Raw genomic sequence first — 20,209 nt, forward strand, 5'->3', positions numbered from 1 at the left:
CCGACCGTCTCGACGGTCCGACCGATTAGAAAGGCCTGTCATGTCCGACTCTGGTTCCCGCACCTCCGGTAACACCGCCATCTCCGCCGAGACCGGGATCGAGGAGGGTGCGCTCGGTGTCCGGCTCGCGGGTGACCCCGGGCGGGTGGACCCGGCGGACGTGGTGGCGGCCGACGCCGCGGCACGCGAGTTCGTCGCACGCCACGAGCAGGCCACGCACCGGCCGCAGGGCGGAGAGATAGGTCGCGCGCTGGTCGTCGTCGTCGACGACGAGGCCGCACATGGCGAAGACCGGAGCCTCCTGGGTCCGCTCGTCGGCGAACTGCTCGCCGAGGCGGGCTTCCATGTGGACGCGGCCGTCGTGGTCTCCGGCGACGAGGTGGAGATCCGCAACGCGCTGAACACCGCGGTGATCGGCGGTGTCGACCTGGTGGTGTCGGTGGGCGGTGTGGGTGTCGGTGCCCGCGACGTGACCCCGGAGGCCACCGAACCGTTGCTCGACCGCCGACTACGGGGCATCGAGGAGGCCGTGCGGAGCTCCGGGCTCGCGGCCGGGGCCACCGACGGCGGACTTTCGCGCGGGCTGGCCGGAATCTCGGGCCAGACGCTGGTGGTCAACATCGCCAACTCCCGCGCCGCGGTGCGCGACGGGATGGCCACCGCCGCCCCGCTCGCGAAATACGTGATCGAGTCGATCAGCGAATTCTGACGCGGTCCGTGCGGCCATACCAGAATTTCTTTGAGCTAAGCTAAGAAAACCCCAGGTTAACTCGTGTGTTCCACCTCGCAATGGGACGTCTGATCCGGTGAAAAATGATCCCGAGAAGTCCGAAAAACCGATGGTGACCAGCGATGACATGGTCGCCCGGCGTCGTGCTGCCCGGCGCCGGACGCTCGACTCGGTCTTCGGTGCCGACCTCCCGGAGATCACCTCCGACGAGAGTGACGAACATCACACAGGACGCTCTAAGGATTGGTTCGAAGCGCAGCGGCCGCCTCACTATGAGTGAAATGCGACATCCTCTACATAGGCGCATCAGCGTGTTTATCTGTCGTTAACTTTCACCTTTCCATCGCTGGCGGATTTCACATTTGCGATTGTGCGTGTCCTATTCGTGACACGCCTGAGTCCTCCTGTTGCCCCACTTGAGACCCCTCCGATAACGTTCGCCTCGACAACGCTTGGTGCCCAGAGTCGGGAGCTGAGAGTGGTCCTGCGATCTGTCGCGAGTGACAACGCAGCACTGACCAGGACTTCGAAGGATTCTGAACATCCGCTAAGAAGTGCGTAAGCGCTCACTTAGTGGTATCTGTGTGGAAGCCCATCGAAGCTCGAGGGTCATGACTTGCGGATGTACGTGCATTCCGCGGGGTAACAGCCGAATCCTGTGAGAGGGAACGAATGAGCAAGTTCAGCAAGCTTGGGCTGCGCCGCGCCGCGGGCGCGGTCGCGATTGCCTCGGCCGCGGTCGTGGGCCTGGCCGGCATCGGTGCCGGTGAGGCGGCGGCAGGAAAGCTGGCCAACGGTTACAAGAAGGCCGCCGGCATCGACGGCGAGTCGATCCAGACCTGGCGCACCGGTGAGTTCGCACTCCCCGCCCCGTCTGTGGCCAACAACGGTTCGGGACGCTCCGCAGTGGTTTCGGGTATCTACCAGGCTCAGGCCAGCAAGGGCGTCGGCGGCAATCTCGCGGTCAAGCTGCTCATCGGTTGCCAGGTGGACATCACCGGTCTCCAAGGCGGACTCGGCGCGGGCATTGACCTGACCGGACTCGATGCCGCGGGCTCCCTCAGCATCCCCCTCAAGCCGGGCGAGGTCGTCGTCGCCGACATCACCGACAAGGATCTGTCCGACTCGGGCAGGGCCGCCATCCAGCTGTCCCAGTTCGAGGTCCAGGTCCAGCAGTGCGGTGGCTACGCCTCGGCACGCACGATCACCAAGGTCATCGGCGCCAAGGGTTACAGCACCGACGACGGCAAGGTCAGCGGCGAAGGCACCCTCATCCAGTCCACCCTGTACGGCCAGCCCTTCAGCCTCAACTGAGCGGGCGCAGATAACTAGCACGACCTGACTTATCTGCCCTGAGCAGATTGATATTCCACGAAGGGGAATCATGAAGAAGAACATCACGCGTCGCGTGGTTGCGGCGGCCGGTCTTGCCGGTGCCGTCGCGATGGGCCTCACCAGCCTGGGTGCCGGTGGCGCCACGGCGGGCCCGCTGCCGGGTGGCAACATCACCCGCACCCTGGTCGACGGAACCCCCGTCACCGTCCAGCTGTTCGACGAGTTCGTCAACGTGCAGCGCGCCGTCACCAACGTCCAGACGAGCCGTGAGGTCTGGCTCTCGGGCAAGGTCAAGGTCACCGTCGGCGGCAAGGCCGAGGGCGGATCGATCGCTGCCGGTTACCTCGTCGGCTGCCAGGTGAACTTCGGCGCGAGCGCAGGCGCCGAAGCCGGCGTGCGGGTTGACCAGGTCGAAGCGAATAACGGTGTGGTTGCCGGTGCAGAGGCCGGCTTCAATCTCGGACCGGGACAGGCCACGTACTTCCCGATCATCGAAGAGACCTCGGGCAGCGACACGGCCTACAAGGACTACAACGTCTCCAGCTACACCTTCCTGGGTAAGAAGGGTGGCGTGACCTACAGCCAGCAGAAGTTCGGCATGGACGGTTGCGCGGGCTACGCCTCGGCCAAGGCCAAGATCAAGGTCACGGTCAGCACCGACGCGGTCAAGGGTGTCATCACCCTGTACGGCAAGCCGTTCAGCATCGGCTGATCTGCTCGCTGACCCATCAGCACCACCGCGGGGCGGGAATTCGAAAAGGGTTCCCGCCCCGCGGTGTTGATGTCTGTTCGTCTGCTGCCGGGATCGGGTCTCGATGCGGGAATGCACGCGCCCAGGACGAGGGCTGTGTCGTCTACGAGACCACCCGAACGAAGCTCCACGACTCAGTGACCGCTCGACCCGCCCTCCGAGGAGATCCCCCTCCGACGAGATCCGTGTCGGTGTGGAGGACTACCTGGCTGCGACGGCCGGCGAGGGCCGTGCCATTACGGGTTCGTCCAGATCCGGGGCGGGCATCGGAATCTCGTCATCGACCCCGAGACACCGAACGCGTGAAGCGGCCATGCTGCGGCTACACCAACTTCCACGCCGTCGGTGAGCAACCGGCGAGCAGGGCCCGGCTCAGCTCAGGGCACGCTCGTAGAACGACCACGAACGGTGCAGCTGATCCTGCCAGTACATCCACGAGTGGGTGCCGGTCGGCGGGAGGTCGACGGTCGCGGGAATGTTCAACTGTCCGAGGCGATTCAGCAACTGAACCGTGCACGCGCCGGTGGTGCCTTCGATGACGCCGCCGACCAGAACCTGATCGACCAGGGTCGACGGATCCTGGACGTGGCGCGGAGTGTCGTACCGGCCGGGAAGGCCGCCGGCATTGGAGATGTAGAGCTTCTTGCCGCGCAGCTTGTCGGCGTTGATCACCGGATCGTTGGCCCGCCAGCCCGGGCCGTTGTACGGGCCCCACATGTTGGTGGCGTCTCCCTGTCCACGCGTCTCGACGACGAGACGAATGCTCTGCTGGCCGAGGGGATCCGACGTCGTCGGGCAACCGCTGTAGGAGCCGGCGGCCTGATACAGCTCGGGATGTTCGATGGCGAGGTTCAGGACCGAGGTGCCCGACGAGGAGATGCCGCCGATCGCGTTGCGACCGGAGGTGTTGTAGGTGGCGTCGACGACCGGCGGGAGTTCTTTGCCGAGGAACGTCGACCACTTGTTGACACCGAGTACCGGGTCCGGCTTCTGCCAGTCGGTGTAGTAGCTGTACGCGCCGGCGTTGGGGATGACGACGTAGAGGTTCTTGTCCCTGGTGAACTCGACGATGTCGGTCTTCTCCAGCCAGTTGGCACGATCCTCGCCGCCGCCGGCACCGTTGAGCAGATAGAGCACTCCGCGCGGCGTGGACTCGTCGGCAGGCTTGATGACCGTCAGCGGGACGTCGCGGTCCATCGCATCGGAATGGACGATGATGTCGGTGACCCGGTCGGAGGGCGATCCCGCATCCACCAACCCGGGGACGGCACTCGCCACACCGGACAGCGGGGCGACGAGCGAGATGCTCAGCGCGGCAGCGATCAGTCCGAACCTGCGTAGAGACCTGTACAAGTGTTCCTCCTCAACGAGAAAGTCGAAGTCCGCGCCGCAGGCGGGCGCTCACTTCTGGTCACCGTCGCGGGGCCGACCCCGTGTCCGGCGTGCTCGGGATGGCGCCGCATCTACGGGCATAGACTCCGCCCGCAGCGATCAGCTCCTCATGGGTCCCGGCTTCGGCTATCACCCTATCTTCGAGGACCACGATCTGGTCGGCCAGTGCGGCGGTCGCCATGCGGTGGGTGATCAGCAGCGTGGTGGTGCCGGCCCGGAGTCGATTCAGCGCCCGCTGGACGAGCAGTTCGGTGCGCGGATCCGCGGCGCTGGTGGCCTCGTCGAGGATGAGGATCCGCGGCGAGGCGGCGAGTGCGCGGGCCACCGTCACCAGCTGCTTCTCGCCGGCGCTGAGGTTCTCCGAGTCCTGGCCGATGAGGGAGTCGAGGCCGTTGGGGAGCGCCGAGACGATCTGCGCCACGTGGCTGTCGACGAGTGCTTCGGTCACGTCGGCGTCGCCCGCGGAGCCGAAAGCGATGTTCTCGCGGACCGTTCCGGTGAACAACCACGGCTCCTGCGTGACCACCGCCATGTCGGCGCGGACCCGGTGCGGGCCCAGATCGGTGATGTCCTCGCCGTCGATGGTGATCGACCCGCGCGTCGGCGTGTAGAACGCCTGGAGCAGGTTGGTGAGGGTGGTCTTGCCGGACCCGGTCGTCCCGACGACCGCGGTGGTCGTACCCGGAGCCATGCGGAAGCTCACCGAGTCGAGGACGGGATTGTCTTCCTCGTAGGAGAACGCGACGTCGTCGAAGACGATCTCGGGAGGGGACTGATGCCCTCCGGACGGCGTCGGCCTCGCGGCGGCGCCGGCTGCGATCCCGCCGTCTGTCGGGTCCTCCGGGGCGTCGAGCACCTCGCGGACCTTGCTCGCCGACACCGTTCCCGATTGCACCTTGGTCACGAAGCCCGCCAGTTCGCGGACGGCACCGGTCAGTTGCTGGGAGAAGACCACCGCCACCTGGGCCGCGCCGAGACTCAGAGCCCCGTCGACGACCATGATGCCGCCGAGCACGGCGAGGACCAGGAAGACCAGTGCGTTGACCGCGGAGAGCACCGGGGGAAGCGAGCCGCCGGTCCACTGCGCCGAGCGCAGCGACCGGAACAGCGTGTTGTTGAGGTCGTCGAAGCGTCGGGCGGCGATGGGTTCGGCGTTGTACGCCTGCAGCATCCGGCGGGCGCTGAGCTCTTCCTCGATGTGTCCGGTGAGTGCCGCGGTCGAGGTCCACCGCTCCTCCAGATGCGGTCTGGCCTTGCGGGCGATCAGCACGGCTGCCACCGCCGACACCGGCGCGGCGACCAGTGCGACGCACGCCAGCAGCGGCGAGATGACGAACAGCACCACCGTCACCGCCACCAACGTCAGCAGGTTGGTGGGCACGGTGACCAGGACCGGGGCGATCACTGTTGCCGCGTTGTCGGTGTGTGCGGTCAGCTTGCTGACGAGGGCACCGCGTTTGGTGTTCTCGAAGTAGCGCAGCGGCAGACGATGGATCTTGTCCTCGATGCGTTCGCGCAGACCGGCCACCGACCGCTGTACGGCGATGGTCAGCAACTGTCCCTGCAGCAGGGTGAAACCGGCGACGACTCCGAACACGATCACCTGAACTCCGAGCAGGGTCCAGAGCCGATCCCAGTCCATCGCGGCGTCGCCGGTCGTGCCGTCGACGATCACGTTGGTGATCGCTCCGAACAGGATCGGTGCGGTCACGCCACCGACCGCCGCGAGGATCGCGAGCAGCGAGATGGCGACTCCGCGACCCCTGCTCATGTCGAGTTGGCCGACGATCCACCGCAGTGAGCCGTCCGAGGCGCGCCGTGTCGGCTTCACCTCCTTCGCCGACGTAGACGCCGGGACGGCTCGGGTGAGTGCGCGCCCGGTCCGGTCACGCATTGGTCACCGCCTGCGCGTAGGCGATCTCCTGGTAGATGTCGCTCTCGGCCCGCAGGGTCTCGTCGGTCCCGACGGCGACGATCCGGCCGTCCTCCAACACGGCGATGACATCGGCGTGACCGACCGAGGACACGCGTTGCGCGGCGATGAGGATCGTCGCATCGGGATGGGTGAGCCGCAGTTGTTCGATGATGCGCTTCTCGGTGTCGACGTCGAGTGCGCTGAACGGGTCGTCGAGCACGTAGAGGCAGGGTCGTCGGAGAACCGCCCGTGCCAGCGCGAGACGCTGGCGCTGACCGCCGGAGAAGTTGCGTCCCTCCTGCGAGACCGCGGCCTCCAACCCTCCGGGGCGAGCGGAGATGAAGTCGGCCGCCGCGACGACCTCCAGCGCCTCCCACAATTCGGCGTCGGTGGCCTCCGGGCGTCCGAGCCGGAGATTGTCGGCGACGGTACCGGTGATGAGGGAAGCGTCCTGGCCCACGAACGCGCTGCGGGCGCGAACCCAGGCCGGGGCCAGCGTGGTGACGTCCTCGTCGTTCCACCGCAGCACTCCCGCCGTGGGGTCGGCGAACCGGAGCGGAAGTGACAGCAGGGTCGACTTCCCGCTTCCGGTGCCGCCGAGAATCCCGGTGACAGTGCCGGGAGCACAGAACAGCGAGACCGCGTCGAGGGTGGGTGCCTCGGCGCCGGGGTAGGACAGCGACACCGAGTCGAACACCACTGCCGGTGGGCTCGACGGTGCGTCGGCGTCGGCGTCACCCGCGTCGAGGACCTCGGTGTCGAGCACCTCGGTGATGCGTCCGGCGCTGGTGAATGCTCGAGGGATGACCCCGGCGATCACCGTCAGCAGCGACACGGCCAGCAGGATCTGCGACAGATAGCCGACGGTGGCGGTGATCTGACCGATCTGCATCTGCCCCCGGTCGACGAACAGCGCGCCCAGCGCCGTCACCGCCACCACCGCGAGGTTCGACACGATGGTCACCACCGGGAGCATCATCACCTGCAGACGACCCAGCCGTAGCGCCACGTGGGTGAGCTCGTCGTTCTCGACGGCGAATCGGGCCCGCTCGTGGTCCTCGCGGCGGAACGTCCGGATGATCGCGATGCCGCGCAGTTGCTCGCGCAGGACCCGGTTGACGGCGTCCAGACGGCTCTGCAGGCGCGCAGCCCACGGCACGAGGCGCCGCACGAGCACGGCGACGAGGGCGACCAGCAGTGCGCCGGCGACGACGATGACCGGCGCCATCCGCCATCCCTGCGTCAGCGAGAGAACGAGTGCGCCCAACAGCATGAGCGGTGCGGTGACCACGACGGTGAGGCTGATGAACAGGAAGCCCTGTATCTGACCGACGTCGCCGGTGGAGCGCGTCAACAGGCTGGACAGACCCAACCGGGCCACCTGCGGATCGGTGAACGCCCCGATACGACGATTGATCCGGGCGCGCAGATCGCGCGCCGCGGTGGCCGAGATGTGAGAGGCGAGATACGTCGCGCCCATTGCGACGACGAGGTTCACCACGGCCACCACGACCATGATCACGCCGACCCGCTTGATCGCGCCGACATCGCCGCGCAGAATCCCGTCGTCGATGATCGCGGCATTGAGCGCGGGCTGGGCCAATGTGGTGAAGACCGTGGCCAGTTGGAAGAGCAGAAAGCCCACGAAAGCGCGGGGTGTGGCCCGGATTGCGACGCCGATAAGGGCGAGCAGGGCGCGTGCCTCATCTCTGCTCAGTGAGCCGGTGATGGGCATGTGGTGCGGGCGCTCCGATTTCTTCTCGACGATGCGCGAAAGCCTGCGGTCCACGATGGGGAAGGAAACCGTGCTCGCTTCGTATCAGTGTGGGTGGGGCGGCACGAGTCTACAGGTGGTCGGGATTCCTCTGGTCGGTCCCGGTGAAAGGAGATCTTGGCTCCCGCGATCGGGTATTTGCGATCTCGAAAAATGAATGGATCATGAAATCGACTTCGATGATCGTTCGACGCAGATTGATTTCTGGGAGGATCGCGGTGATGCCAAACGTTCCTGACACCAATCGTTTTCCGACACCGATCGTTTTCTGACACCGATCGTTTTCTGACACCAAGGGACGCCCCGCGACAAAAGCCACGGGACGTCCCGAAGTAGAGCCGGATTTACTCGATGCTATCCGAGCCCGACTCGATCGATCCGGTGATCAGCTCCACGATGACGTCGGTGATTGCACCCTGAATGATTTCTGCCATGTGATATCTCCTCATCGATGAACTCGCGACGTGGACATCGACCAGAAATCGATCGACGGCCACGACGCGAAGATTACAACAGCTAATGAAATAGTTCTGAGCGGCATGTGACTATCCGTCGAATTCGAACCGAACATTGCGTCGGTGATTCGCAACACGTGCGGACAATGTGCTGATATGGACCGGTGACGCCACGCGTGGACGTAGCTGCGACGACGACTCGGCAACTGCTTGCCTCAGATCGCGAAGGTGCGCTCGACCTGCTCGAGCTCGGTCTGCGTGAGGTTCCGGTCTATCGGTGGCTCATCGGGGAGTACGCCGAGTCCGACGCGTACCGCTGGTACGGGGAGGTGCTCTTCGTCGAGTACCTGCGCGGTCTCCATGGCGTGTTCGACGAATCCGGCCGGCTGATCGCTCTGATCGCGGCGGCCGGGACCGGCGATGACGCCGGCCTCATCGACGAGGGCCTCAAAGCGCGAACGCGCGAGTACGTCCGGAAGATCGACGGGTTCATCTCGCGATTCACCGAGCTGCAGAAGAAGACGGAGGACGCGAAGGTCGCCGATCATGCGGTCAAGGTGATCTTCGCCCTCGTACATCCCGATCACCGTGGGGGCGGGACGCTGGCCACGCTGGTCGATCCCGTCGTCGAACGTGCGCGGCGCCTGGGGCTGCCGCTGACCTGCAGCACCAGCGACGCCCAGTTGTCGAAGCTCTACGCCCGCAAGTGGAATGCGCTGGTCCGCGCGGAGTTCACGCTCACCGACGGCCCGAGGGTGTGGGTGCAACGGATCGATCCGCCGGTGCCGCCCACCTGAGGTCAGAACCGAAGCCGTGTGCGATCTGGTCGGTCAGCGCGAGTGGCGCCCCGGTGCGTCGGGGTCCTCACCGGGGAAATCGCCCGGGTACTGCTCGCCCGGATATCCCGAACCCGGCCCGGCCGGGTAGTTACCCGGGGGTGGGTAGTTCCCGGGCGGCGGGTAATTGCCGGGTGCCGGTTGCGGCGTCGGGTAGGGCTGGGCGCCCTGCCCGGGTCCGCCCCGTCCCGGTCCGCCCTGTCCGGGTCCGCCCTGTCCGGGTCCGCCGGACGGTGGGCCCTGAGGCGGCCAGTTCTGCGGAGGCGCGGAGTGGGGAGGTGCCGATTGCGGGGACGACTGCCCCGACGAGGGAGGCGCCGAGATCCGTTGCGTGGTGCCTGCTCCGGACGGGGACTCGTAGGGGGCGAACGATCCCGAGTGCGGACCGTACTCGTCGGGGTCCGCGCCGGGATCGTTGAGGTGCGACGGCAGGTCGCTCTCGGCCTCGACCTTGGCCTTGGATGTGCCGTCCGGGTCGAGGAGGTCGCGGATCTCGGTGAGCAGTGCGACCTCGGTGACCTCGGCCTTGTTGCCGAAACCGCCGAGTTCGTAGAGCTTGTTGTACGGCAGGATGATGATGAAATACACCACTGCCGCAATGATCAGGAAGTTGATGGCCGCGGTGATCACGCTGCCGATGTCGACGAACGTCGACGAGTTGTCGGTGATCTGGAACCCGAGTCCCTGAGCGGAGTCCGACCCGATCGGGATCGCGTTGATTATCGGCTGGACGATCCCGTCGGTGAACGCGGTGACGATCGCGGTGAATGCCGCGCCGACGATGACCGCGGTCGCCAGCTCGATGACGTTGCCCTTGAGTATGAAGTCCTTGAAGCCCTTGAGCACGTGTCCGGCCTCTCCTCGGTGATGATTCCGCTCTTGCTCCGGTGATTCGGTTGTTGCGATCGGCGCAAATCCGACATGTGGGGTGCCGCCGCGTTTTACACTATCCAGGATCGTGAGCAAACCGATCTATTTGAGTTGATTGGTGCGTGTGTTGTCGTGCGCGCATCGGTCCGGGAGAGTCAGGCGGGCCGGATCCCGTGGTCAGTGCAGGACCACGGCCAGCGACGTGTCCAATCCGGCGGCCGCCACTCGATGTGCCGACGCCGCGTCCATCGCCAGCAGTACCGGTCGTGGGGCGTTGCGCCCGCCGGCGATGCCGCCGGTCTCCGGCGTACCCGCATGGAGTGCGACGACAGCGCGTCGCGCGAGTACATCGGCATCTTCGGTCAGCACGTCGACCACGTCGCCGGGGCGCAGGAGCGAGGTGATCGCCTCGTCGGAGAGCCGGACCGGCACGAGCCGGGCATCTCCGGTGCCGGTGAGGTCGGCGGGCAGGTGCGAGGACAGCAGGCGGGTGTCGGTGAGGATCTCTCCGCCGCGAACCCGGCCCGTGACGGTCCGCCCGAGAGCGAGATCCGCGTCGACGAGGACCCCGCCGGGTGCCGCGGATGCCGCCATCATCCGGGGCCGCAGGTCGTCGGGTCCGACCGTCTCGCCCGGCAGCAGATCGTGCGCGGCCACCAGTACCTCGAATTCACCGTCGGCACGCGACCCAGCGAACCCGACGACCGCGGCCGCCACGACCAGCGCCACCGCAACGACGCGTCGGATCAGCAGACCGCGTGTCCACCCGGGACGCAAGGCGTGGCCGACACGGTCGCGCAGGCGTGGCGCGAGGGGATCACGGGTGATCAGCGACATGGCCGAACCCTAGGTCGACGACGGGCGGAGACGCCGCGTCGTCGACCGATTGTGCACAAGCCCGCCGAGCGCGCGCCGGGTGTGGACAACCGCGGAACCTCGAGGGCGCGAGGCCGCCGGCCCGAGGACGGGCGAGCCGGGATGGCCCGACGCCGCGTCGTAGGGAAGAATCGACGCCGGTGTGCCGGGAAGTCTGGTCGGCCGCTGCCCGGCCCGGGTGGCGTGACGAGGACTCTCCGTGTCCGCCGAGCAGAGGAACGACATGACCGATCAGCCACCGCGCGACACCACCGCCGACACGTCCGGATCGAGCAGAGGGCGTCGCCTGCAGCAGTGGGCCGCACTCGACACCACCAGCGGGGCACTGCTCCTGATCGCCGCGGCGGTCGCGGTCATCTGGGCCAATTCGCCCTGGCGGGACAGCTACGACTCCCTGCTGTCGGTCGAGATCGGACCGCAGGCACTTCACCTCCACCTGTCGTTGGCCCACTGGGCCTCCGACGGTCTGCTCGCGATCTTCTTCTTCGTGGTCGGGGTGGAGTTGAAACACGAGTTCGTCGCCGGAAGCCTGCGTGATCTGAGGCTGGCGGGCGTCCCGATCGCGGCGGCCGTGGGCGGCATGGTCGCCCCGGCGCTGTTCTACGTCGTCGTGGTGGCGCTCGGCGATCCCGAGGCCCTGCGCGGCTGGGCGATCCCCACCGCCACCGACATCGCCTTCGCACTCGCCGTCCTGGCGATCTTCGGCCGGGGGCTGCCCCTGGCGCTCCGTACCTTCCTGCTGACGCTCGCCGTGGTCGACGACCTGCTGGGCATCATCGTCATCGCAACGTTCTACACCGACGAGATCGACTTCGTGATGCTGCTCGGCGCGATCCTGGCGGTGTGCGTCTTCGCGGTACTGGTGCGGCAGGCGTGGAAGTGGTGGCCGCTGCTGATCCCCGTCGCCCTCGTCGCCTGGGGGCTGATGCACGCCTCCGGTGTCCACGCCACCGTTGCCGGCGTCCTGCTCGGTTTCACGGTCCCCGCGGTGGCCATCCGCGGCGAGAGGCATCCGCGGACCGAGGTTCTCGGCGAGGCGGTCCGTCCGTACTCGGCGGCGATCGCCCTGCCGATCTTCGCCTTCGCGGCCGCGGGGGTGACGGTGATCGGCGGCGGGGGTGCGATCGTGCAACCGGTGTCCGTGGGCATCGTCGCCGCCCTGGTGGTCGGGAAGGTGGTCGGTGTCCTGGGCTCCACGTGGGTGATGACCCGGTTCACGCCCCTGCGCCTGCCGGATTCGATCGGTCTGCGCGATCTGCTGCCGATCGGCATGCTCACCGGCGTCGGGTTCACCGTCGCGCTCCTCATCGCCGAGCTGAGTTTCGAGGGCGGTTCGGACGATCACGCCACCGCGGCGAAGGCCGCGATCCTCGTCGGGTCAGTGGTCTCGGCGGCGCTGGCGGCGGTGTTGTTGCGCTGGGATGCGCGCCAGGTCCGCGATGCCGACATGAACCGCGACAACATCCCCGACACCGACCGGGACGTGATCGGCGGCTGACGCGGCCCCGCCGGTGCGACCGACGCGCCCGGAGCCCCTCGCGGAATCGGGGGCCGGGGCGCGTCGTCGAAGGGTCGTCGAAGTTACTTGGTGAGAGTGGCGCTTTCTTCGGAGTCCTTGCGTCCGTAGGACTCCCAGAAGGTCGCCCCGACGATGCCGAGCGCGACGGGATCGAAGACCGGGTCCTTGCCCTGCTTCATCTGCCGTTCGTAATCGCGCAGCGCCTTGAACGCGGGCTGCTGCAGGATCAGGATGCCGATGATGTTGAGCCAGGCCATGAGTCCGACGCCGATGTCGCCGAGTGTCCAGGCGTCGCTGGCGGTGGAGACGCAGCCGACCGCGACCGAGGCCAGGATCAGGGCCTGCAGCAGCAGGGTCAGGTTGGAGCCCAGGGTGCTGCGCAGCGGCCGGAAGTAGACCGTCGACGCCTTACCCATCAGGAACCGGAGGTTGGTCTCGGCCATGTAGTAGTAGGCGATGATCGTCGTGAGGCAGAAGAACAGCAGCGAGACCGCGACGAACGACGATCCGGCGCCGTTCCACATGCTGTCGAAACCGACCTGGACGAAGGCCGGACCCACCTCGACCTGACCCGACAGCATCCCGCCGTCCTGCAGCACCGCGCCGTCGGCGCTCTCACCTTCGAAGACGCGGTAGGCGCCGGTCGAGATGATGAGGAAGCCGGTGGCCGAGCACACGAACAGGGTGTCGACGTAGACCGCGAAGGCCTGCACGAAACCCTGCTTGGCCGGGTGGGACACCTCCGCGGCGGCCGCGGCGTGCGGCCCGGTGCCCTGACCGGCCTCGTTGGAGTAGATGCCGCGCTTGACGCCCCACATGACGGCCGCGCCGATGATGGAACCGAACACCGAGTCGATGCCGAGGGCGCTGGCGAAGATCAGGCGCAGGACCTCGGGGATCTGCGAGGCGTTCGTGAACACGACCACGAGCGCGAACAGGATGTACAGGATCGCCATGAACGGCACGACGACGGTCGCGAAGGTCGCGATGCGCTTGACGCCGCCGACGATCACGAACGCCAGCACGATGATGATGCCGATGGCCACCGTCCAGTCGGACAGGCCCCAGGCCTCACTCATCGCGACCGCCATCGAGTTGGCCTGCACGCTGGGCAGCAGGAGACCACAGGCGAGCACGGTCACCGCGGCGAACACCAGTCCGTAGACCTTGAAGAACGGTGCTGCCCTGGTGTGTGCGAGCGCCTTGCTGAAGTAGTAGGCCGGACCGCCGCGGTACTCGTTGGTCAGCGGGTCGCGGGTCTTGTAGATCTGGCCGAGCGTGCACTCCACGAACGAGGTCGACGCCCCGAGGAATGCCATCACCCACATCCAGAACAGCGCACCCGGTCCGCCGAATGCGATCGCCGTCGCGACGCCGGCAATGTTGCCGGTGCCGACGCGGCCGGCGAGCGACATCATCAGCGCCTGGAACGACGACACCCCGTCGGGCGAACTCTCGCCGGTGCGCATCACCCGGATCATCTCCGGGACGTGCCGGATCTGCAGGAAGCGCGAGCGGATGGAGAAGTACACGCCGACGCCGAGGCACAGATACACCAGGGGATTGCTCCAGATGATGCTGTTCAGGTCAGTGAGGAAATCTGTCATCTGGGCTCCTGCGGGGTGGTCAGGCGCGGCCGTGTCACGGTGGCCTCCGGTGCGATTCGGGTCATCAGTCGAGGGCGGATACGTTCGTGCAGGTCGGTGTGGACAGGCGCACTTCCGGCGCGGGGTGACCCGGTCTTGAACTGCGCGTGGGAGATACTTTGCACGACCCGGCGTCGGTGCGCGCGGTCGGCACCCGAGTCGTCCGCAGCTCGTCGGCGCCGCGGGTCCATCGGCCCAGGCCGATACGGCTCGACGCCACCTGGCTTAGCACTCGGAATGAGCGAGTGCCAAAGTCGGTTACACTGGCTAGCGTTTACTGACTTTTCGGAGGTTTTCGGTGCCCACATACTCGTATGCCTGCACGGAGTGCGACAACAAGTTCGACATCGTCCAGTCCTTCTCCGACGACTCGCTGACCGAATGCCCGCAGTGCGCCGGCCGTCTGCGCAAGCTGTTCAATTCGGTCGGCATCGTGTTCAAGGGCAGCGGTTTCTACCGCACGGACTCGCGCTCGGGAGCGTCGTCGTCGGAGACGTCGACGTCGTCCCCGTCGTCCGACGGCTCGTCGAAGTCCTCGGACAGTTCGTCGTCGAGCAGCAGCTCGTCGAAGTCCGAGTCGTCGAAGTCCGAGTCGTCGAGTTCGGCGAGCAGCTCGGGCAAGAGCGACAGCAAGGCGGCGACACCCGCCTGACCGTGACACCCGCCTGACCGGGGAGACGACAACTCCACACTGCAGAACCCGGGCAACCGGGCCGTCGGACATCGGCGGCATTGCCCGGGTTCTGTCGTACCCGGGTCCGCCGCGGCGGGCGTCCGCCGGACTCAGCGCAGTTCCTGGAATCCTCCGCCCGGGGTGAGGGCCCAGCCGACGGGGACGTCATGGTCCCCGGAGGGGAGTGCGTCGACGATCTCCTCGTCGTAGACCACCGCGACCAGCTCGGCCGAAAGGCCGTGGAGTGTCCGGTCGTAGTAACCGGCGCCCCGGCCCAGGCGCACGCCGGTCTTGTCGACCGCGAGGGCGGGAACCAGGATCATCGACGCCGCGCGGATCGCGGTGACCCCGACCCGGTCGGTGGCCGGCTCGCGCAGTCCCCACCGTCCGCGGTCGAGCGACAGCGGGCCGGTGTAGCGGGCCCAGTCCAGTGGGGCGGGCTCACCGTCGGGGACCACCGGGACCAGAACGGTGACCCCGCGGTCGACCAGCGCGTCGAGCATCGCGGTCGACCCCGGTTCGGTGCCCACGGGGACGTATGCGGCGACCGTGACGTCGTACTCCAGCCGGAACGGGCAGGAGTACATCCATTCGGCGAGGTCGGCCGCAGCTCGATCTCGTTGTGCCGGAGACATTTCCGACCGCCGGTTGGCGGCCTCCTCCCGCAGTCGATCCTTGAGGGTTGTCAAGACCCGACCGTCCTTCGCGTCATCTGTCGAACATCGGCGTGAGTGGGTGCCCGGGGCCGCGGGGGCGCGCTGCGCCGAGCCGCTCGCACTGTATCCAACGCGGGGCCCGACGTGGGTGAGGTCTGGGTCACTGCTTGCCCGCCCGGCCGAGGCGTCGCAGGTGTCCTAGGGTGGATTCATGAGTGCGACCGACAAAGATGATTTCAGTGAGTACGAAGGTGTACCCAACACTCCGCCGATCCCGCACACCGCGGTCGTCCCGGCGGCCGGACTGGGAACCCGGTTCCTCCCGGCCACCAAGACGGTTCCCAAGGAGTTGCTGCCGGTGGTCGACACCCCCGGCATCGAACTGGTCGCCGAAGAGGCGAAGTCGGCGGGCGCGGTCCGCCTGCTGATCATCACCTCCCCGGGCAAGGACGGCGTGGTGGCGCACTTCGTCGAAGATCTAGTCCTCGAGAACACCCTCGCCACCCGCGGCAAGGAATCCATGCTGGCAAAGGTCCGCAACGCGCCGAACCTGCTCGAGGTTGCCTCGGTGATCCAGGAGAAGCCCCTCGGTCTCGGACACGCGGTGGGTTGCGTGGAGAGCTACCTCGACGACGACGAGGACGCCATCGCGGTGCTCCTGCCCGACGACCTGGTCCTGCCCGGCGGCGTCCTGGAGGTCATGGCGCGCACCCGGCAACGACGCGGTGGTTCGGTGCTGTGCGCGATCGAGGTCCCCGAGGACCGCATCAGCGCCTACGGTGTCTTCGACGTCGAACCGCTTCCCGACGCCAACAATCCCAATGTCATGAAGCTCAAGGGCATGGTCGAGAAGCCCGAGCCGGGTGACGCGCCGTCGAACCTCGCGGCCGCCGGACGCTACATCCTCGACCGCAAGATCTTCGACGCACTCCGCCGCATCAAGCCCGGCGCCGGCGGCGAACTCCAGCTGACCGACGCCATCGCGCTGCTCATCGAGGAAGGTGAACCCGTCCACGTCGTCGTGCATCGGGGGACACGTCACGACCTCGGCAATCCCGGCGGTTACCTCAAGGCCTCCGTCGACTTCGCGCTCGACCGTGACGATTACGGTCCCGACCTCCGTGAGTGGCTCGAGAAGCGTCTCACCGAGAGCTGATCGGCAGCACGGTCACCGAGGCGACGCTTCCTCCGCGCGCCTCGACCGTTGCGACACGACCGACCGATACCGTTTGCCTGTGTTGTATCCAGGGCGCGCCCCCGGACGCTGGTCCGGGGTCGCGTTGGTTCGGGTGAGACGGGAAGAGCGGTGAGATGCGGTCTGTCGAAGATCATCTGACGCTGGTGACCGCGGCCGCGGTGGCGCCGCGGCCGGTACGCGTCGCGATCTCCGAGGCGCAAGGTCTGATGTGTGCCGAGGAAGTGGTCACCGAACATCCGATGCCGGGGTTCGACCAGGCCGCGATCGACGGTTACGCGGTGCGGGCCGTCGACGTCGGGCTCGCCGGTGTCCTCGCCCCCGAGGACCTCGAAGACTTCGACACCGGCGGTGCCGACCTCGTCGATCTCACTGCGGGCGAGCCGATGATCGTGTCGCTTCCGGTCGTCGGTGAGGTGGGACCGGGATCGCGGACACCGACCAGGCTGCAGCCGCGTCAGGCCGTGCGGGTGGAGACCGGCGCGCCGATGCCGACGCTCGCCGACGCCGTGGTGCCGTTGCGCTGGACCGACGGCGGTGACCAGAAGGTCAAGGTCGGGCACGGCGTGGAGAGCGGCAACTACGTTCGACGAATCGGCGACGACGTGCAGCCCGGTGACGTCGCGGTGCGCGCGGGCGCGATCATCGGGTCCGCGCAGGTCGGGCTGCTCGCCGCGGTCGGGCAGGCCCGCGTCATGGTGCATCCGCGGCCACGGCTGTCGGTGATCTCGGTGGGCAGCGAGCTCGTCGACATCGACCGCACCCCGGGGCCCGGCCAGATCTACGACGTCAACAGCTACGCACTCGCGGCCGCGGCCCGCGACGCGGGAGCCGACGTCAACCGTGTCGGCATCGCCGAGCGGGAGGCGTCGCGGATGCGTGAAGTGGTGGAGGCCCAACTCATCCGGTCGGAGATCGTGGTGATCTGCGGTGCCGTCGGCGGAAGTGCGTCGAAGGCCATCGCCGACGCGCTCTCCGATCTCGGCGACCTCGAAATCGTGCGGGTGGCCATGCATCCCGGTTCGGTCCAGGGATTCGGCAGACTCGGCCGCGACGAGGTCCCGACGTTCCTGCTGCCCGCCAACCCGGTCAGCGCGTTGGTGACCTTCGAGGTGATGGTGCGGCCACTCATCCGTATCGCACTCGGGAAGCGCCAGCCGATGCGCCGGGTCATCAAGGCGCGCACCATCGGGCCGATCGCCTCGGTTCGCGGCCGCAAGGGCTACCTGCGCGGCCAGCTGATGCGGGACGAACGGTCCGGCGACTATCTCGTGCAGGTCCTCGGGGCGTCGCCGACGGGTTCGTCGCATCTGCTCGCCGAACTCGCCGACGCGAACTGCCTGATCATGGTCGATCCCGACGTCGAGGAACTGGGCACCGGCGACGAGGTGGAGGTCGCGTTCCTCGCCCAGCGCGGATGACCGCCACCGGCGAGACACCGGTCTCATGCAGATGTCTCTGTGGCAGCGCTTAAACTTTGCTTCGTGTTCAGGTGGCTGAGTGGCGAACAGGGCAGTCCGGGCTGGCCTGCGACCCTCGGACCCCTGCGGATCCGTGCCGGTACGGTGACGTTGCGGCCGGTGAAGATGCGCGACGGCAAGACCTGGAGCGATCTGCGGATCCGCAACCAGAACACGCTGCTGCCGTGGGAGCCGACCGGGGTGGGCAGCTGGGCCGACCGGCATCAGCCCGGGTCGTGGCCGCCGCTGTTCGCGGTGCTGAAATCCGAGGCCAAGCGCGGTGCGATCCTGCCGTTCGTGATCGAGCTCGACGGCCGGTACGTGGGGCAGATGACCGTCGGGAACATCCAGCGCGGCGCCGTGCGAACGGCGTGGATCGGGTACTGGGTCGACGCGGCGGTCGCCGGTAACGGCATCGCGACTGCCGCGGTGGCGCTGGGAGTGGACCACTGCTTCGGTCCGGTCGGTCTGCACCGTCTCGACGCGACCGTGCAGCCGGCCAACGTGGCGTCGCAGAAGGTGTTGACCAACATCGGCTTTCGCCAGGAGGGACTCCTGCAGCGGTACATGGACGTCAACAAGCGCTGGCGTGACCACATGTTGTTCGCGCTGACCGCCGAAGAAGTGGTCGGCAGTGCCGCCGAGGCGTTGGTCCGGACGGGACGAGCCTCCTTCCAGTGACCGCGTGTGGCGGCACGGCGTTGCTCTTCACAGTCCGCACTCACGCTTTCGGCATGAGCCACGACTCACGAGTCGCACGCCCCCGATGCTGAGAGGTCTGTGTGAAACAGGCCGAATCCGGCTGCCCTACGGCGCGTCTCCGCAGGACCGAGGTCGTCCGGCCCTAGATTGTGGAGTGGCCTCGTGTGACCAGAGTGAATGAAGGGAGAGTCGCATGCCCAACTCAGTATTGTGGGTTTGTCTCGTAGCGGTCTGGCTCTTCGTGCTGGTCCCGATGGTGATCAAGGGACGTCCGCAGATCCTCAAGTCCACCGATGCGGCGCGCAAGACGCGCCTGTTGCATCGTGGCGGATCGCGCGCATCGACGGCGTCGACCGCCCGTCGCCGCTCGTCGGCCCGCCACCCCCATGACCCGTCGTGGAAGTCGTCGCGGCGCACCGCAACCGCCACCGTCGAGGCCGAGACGGACGAGACCGACACCGAGACAGACGAGTCGAGCACGGATACCGAGGGCTCCTCGACCCGGGTCCGCCGCGCGACCGCGGACAAGGTCGAGAAGCCGATCGTCGAGGCCCCGGACGCCGAAGACACCGACGCCGAAGACACCGATCTCGAAGATGCCGATCTCGAAGACGCTGACCTCGAAGACGCTGACCTCGACGATGACGACGTGGTTGATGGCGACGCCGACGCCGAGTTCGACACCGAGGAGTCCGACACCGAGTTGACCGGTGAGGCAGCGGACGCCGACTCCGAGTCCGACGAGGATCAGGACGCCGAGTACGAGGACGCCGAGTACGAGGACGCCGAGTACGAGGACGCGACAGACGAACTCGACGAAGACGAGTACGACGACTACGCCCGCAGCTCACGTCAGTCCGAACAGGACGAGGCGCCAGAGGTGCCCGGATCAGATCTCGACGACGATCATGACGCCGCCGACGACCGTGGTGCGGCGGCTCGCTCGTCGCGGCCGCAGCGACCTGCTCGTCGCAACATCTACTCGTCGGAGAAGGAACGCGAACTCAAGTACCGCGAACGTCAGCGCGTGACGTTGGGGCTGTTCGTCCTGTTGATCCTCTCCATCGCGACCGGGGTCGTGGTCGGCGCGCCCGGGTGGGTGGCGACCGGCGTCATGGCGGTGATGCTCGTCGGCTACCTCGCGTACCTGCGGCGGGCCGTCATGACCGAACAGCAGGTCCGCGCTCAGCGTCTGGCCCGGGCCAGACGCGCGGCGCGCGCGGAGGAGGAGCGTCGTCGACGCGCCGCCGCGGTGCCCGAGTTCGCGGCGGCACCCCCGCCGCCCCGGCTCCGACGCCCCGGTGGTGCAACGGTTCTCGAGATCGACGACGAGGACCCGGTGTTCGACCACCTGCCGCCGTTCCAGCGTCGCCGCATGGACCGCGAGGACCTCGAGTTCCGCCGCGTCGGCTGACGACGGATCT

The 20,209-nt window shown here is 67.3% G+C and carries 17 protein-coding genes; 10 read left to right on the forward strand and 7 right to left on the reverse strand.

Annotated features, from left to right (window positions below; all coding sequences use genetic code 11):
* The first annotated feature begins 40 nt into the window (after positions 1 to 40).
* From H1R19_RS06910 to H1R19_RS06920, 3 genes are all read left to right on the forward strand, one after another.
* Complete coding sequence (locus H1R19_RS06910; protein WP_188330017.1) at positions 41 to 709, forward strand: MogA/MoaB family molybdenum cofactor biosynthesis protein; 669 nt, start codon at positions 41 to 43, stop codon at positions 707 to 709.
* Positions 710 to 1,402: 693 nt separating this feature from the next.
* Complete coding sequence (locus H1R19_RS06915; RefSeq protein WP_219851053.1) at positions 1,403 to 2,044, forward strand: MspA family porin; 642 nt, start codon at positions 1,403 to 1,405, stop codon at positions 2,042 to 2,044.
* Between the two features lie 70 nt (positions 2,045 to 2,114).
* Entirely contained in the window at positions 2,115 to 2,777 is a 663-nt protein-coding gene (locus H1R19_RS06920) for an MspA family porin (protein ID WP_219851054.1), read from the forward strand.
* A 411-nt stretch (positions 2,778 to 3,188) separates the two neighbouring features.
* Here the strand turns inward: H1R19_RS06920 and H1R19_RS06925 are convergent, their stop codons facing one another.
* The 3 genes from H1R19_RS06925 to H1R19_RS06935 all read right to left on the reverse strand — a co-directional run bounded on the left by H1R19_RS06925 (position 3,189) and on the right by H1R19_RS06935 (position 7,858).
* Positions 3,189 to 4,169: an alpha/beta hydrolase gene (locus H1R19_RS06925; protein WP_219851055.1), complete on the reverse strand. Its 981-nt coding sequence runs from the start codon at positions 4,167 to 4,169 to the stop codon at positions 3,189 to 3,191.
* Positions 4,170 to 4,227: 58 nt separating this feature from the next.
* The gene (locus tag H1R19_RS06930; protein WP_372632116.1) at positions 4,228 to 5,979 is read right to left on the reverse strand and encodes an ABC transporter ATP-binding protein; all 1,752 of its coding nucleotides are present in this window, start codon (positions 5,977 to 5,979) and stop codon (positions 4,228 to 4,230) included.
* Between the two features lie 115 nt (positions 5,980 to 6,094).
* Positions 6,095 to 7,858: an ABC transporter ATP-binding protein gene (locus H1R19_RS06935; protein ID WP_219851549.1), complete on the reverse strand. Its 1,764-nt coding sequence runs from the start codon at positions 7,856 to 7,858 to the stop codon at positions 6,095 to 6,097.
* 670 nt (positions 7,859 to 8,528) lie between these two features.
* Here H1R19_RS06935 and H1R19_RS06940 point away from each other — a divergent pair.
* Positions 8,529 to 9,149, forward strand: coding sequence for a hypothetical protein (locus H1R19_RS06940; protein WP_244970900.1), 621 nt, complete (start codon positions 8,529 to 8,531; stop codon positions 9,147 to 9,149).
* Between the two features lie 33 nt (positions 9,150 to 9,182).
* Here the strand turns inward: H1R19_RS06940 and mscL are convergent, their stop codons facing one another.
* Complete coding sequence (gene mscL / locus H1R19_RS06945) at positions 9,183 to 10,034, reverse strand: large conductance mechanosensitive channel protein MscL (protein WP_219851058.1); 852 nt, start codon at positions 10,032 to 10,034, stop codon at positions 9,183 to 9,185.
* A gap of 201 nt (positions 10,035 to 10,235) precedes the next feature.
* Complete coding sequence (locus tag H1R19_RS06950) at positions 10,236 to 10,895, reverse strand: SAF domain-containing protein (RefSeq protein WP_219851059.1); 660 nt, start codon at positions 10,893 to 10,895, stop codon at positions 10,236 to 10,238.
* 262 nt (positions 10,896 to 11,157) lie between these two features.
* Here H1R19_RS06950 and nhaA point away from each other — a divergent pair, with 262 nt between their 5' ends.
* Positions 11,158 to 12,432: a Na+/H+ antiporter NhaA gene (nhaA, locus tag H1R19_RS06955; protein WP_219851060.1), complete on the forward strand. Its 1,275-nt coding sequence runs from the start codon at positions 11,158 to 11,160 to the stop codon at positions 12,430 to 12,432.
* An 83-nt stretch (positions 12,433 to 12,515) separates the two neighbouring features.
* Here nhaA and H1R19_RS06960 read toward each other — a convergent pair whose 3' ends face one another.
* Positions 12,516 to 14,060, reverse strand: coding sequence for an alanine/glycine:cation symporter family protein (locus tag H1R19_RS06960; RefSeq protein WP_219851061.1), 1,545 nt, complete (start codon positions 14,058 to 14,060; stop codon positions 12,516 to 12,518).
* Positions 14,061 to 14,397: 337 nt separating this feature from the next.
* On the opposite strand from H1R19_RS06960, the gene H1R19_RS06965 reads away from it, so the two are divergent.
* On the forward strand, positions 14,398 to 14,751 hold the full coding sequence (locus tag H1R19_RS06965; RefSeq protein WP_188330006.1) for an FmdB family zinc ribbon protein: 354 nt from the start codon (positions 14,398 to 14,400) through the stop codon (positions 14,749 to 14,751).
* Positions 14,752 to 14,882: 131 nt separating this feature from the next.
* Here the strand turns inward: H1R19_RS06965 and H1R19_RS06970 are convergent, their stop codons facing one another.
* Entirely contained in the window at positions 14,883 to 15,461 is a 579-nt protein-coding gene (locus tag H1R19_RS06970) for a 5-formyltetrahydrofolate cyclo-ligase (protein WP_188330005.1), read from the reverse strand.
* A gap of 178 nt (positions 15,462 to 15,639) precedes the next feature.
* Between H1R19_RS06970 and H1R19_RS06975 the strand changes: the two genes are divergently transcribed.
* The 4 genes from H1R19_RS06975 (at position 15,640) to H1R19_RS06990 (ending at position 20,199) form a co-directional block, all read left to right on the forward strand.
* Positions 15,640 to 16,584: a UTP--glucose-1-phosphate uridylyltransferase gene (locus tag H1R19_RS06975; protein WP_188330004.1), complete on the forward strand. Its 945-nt coding sequence runs from the start codon at positions 15,640 to 15,642 to the stop codon at positions 16,582 to 16,584.
* Between the two features lie 155 nt (positions 16,585 to 16,739).
* Positions 16,740 to 18,044, forward strand: coding sequence for a molybdotransferase-like divisome protein Glp (gene glp / locus H1R19_RS06980; RefSeq protein ID WP_188330003.1), 1,305 nt, complete (start codon positions 16,740 to 16,742; stop codon positions 18,042 to 18,044).
* A 63-nt stretch (positions 18,045 to 18,107) separates the two neighbouring features.
* Entirely contained in the window at positions 18,108 to 18,764 is a 657-nt protein-coding gene (locus tag H1R19_RS06985; RefSeq protein ID WP_188330002.1) for a GNAT family N-acetyltransferase, read from the forward strand.
* A 214-nt stretch (positions 18,765 to 18,978) separates the two neighbouring features.
* Positions 18,979 to 20,199, forward strand: a complete 1,221-nt coding sequence (locus H1R19_RS06990; RefSeq protein WP_219851062.1) for a gephyrin-like molybdotransferase receptor GlpR — start codon at positions 18,979 to 18,981, stop codon at positions 20,197 to 20,199.
* Positions 20,200 to 20,209 lie beyond the last annotated feature (10 nt).

This window comes from Gordonia jinghuaiqii (genome assembly GCF_014041935.1).
Classification (GTDB): Bacteria; Actinomycetota; Actinomycetes; order Mycobacteriales; family Mycobacteriaceae; genus Gordonia; species Gordonia jinghuaiqii.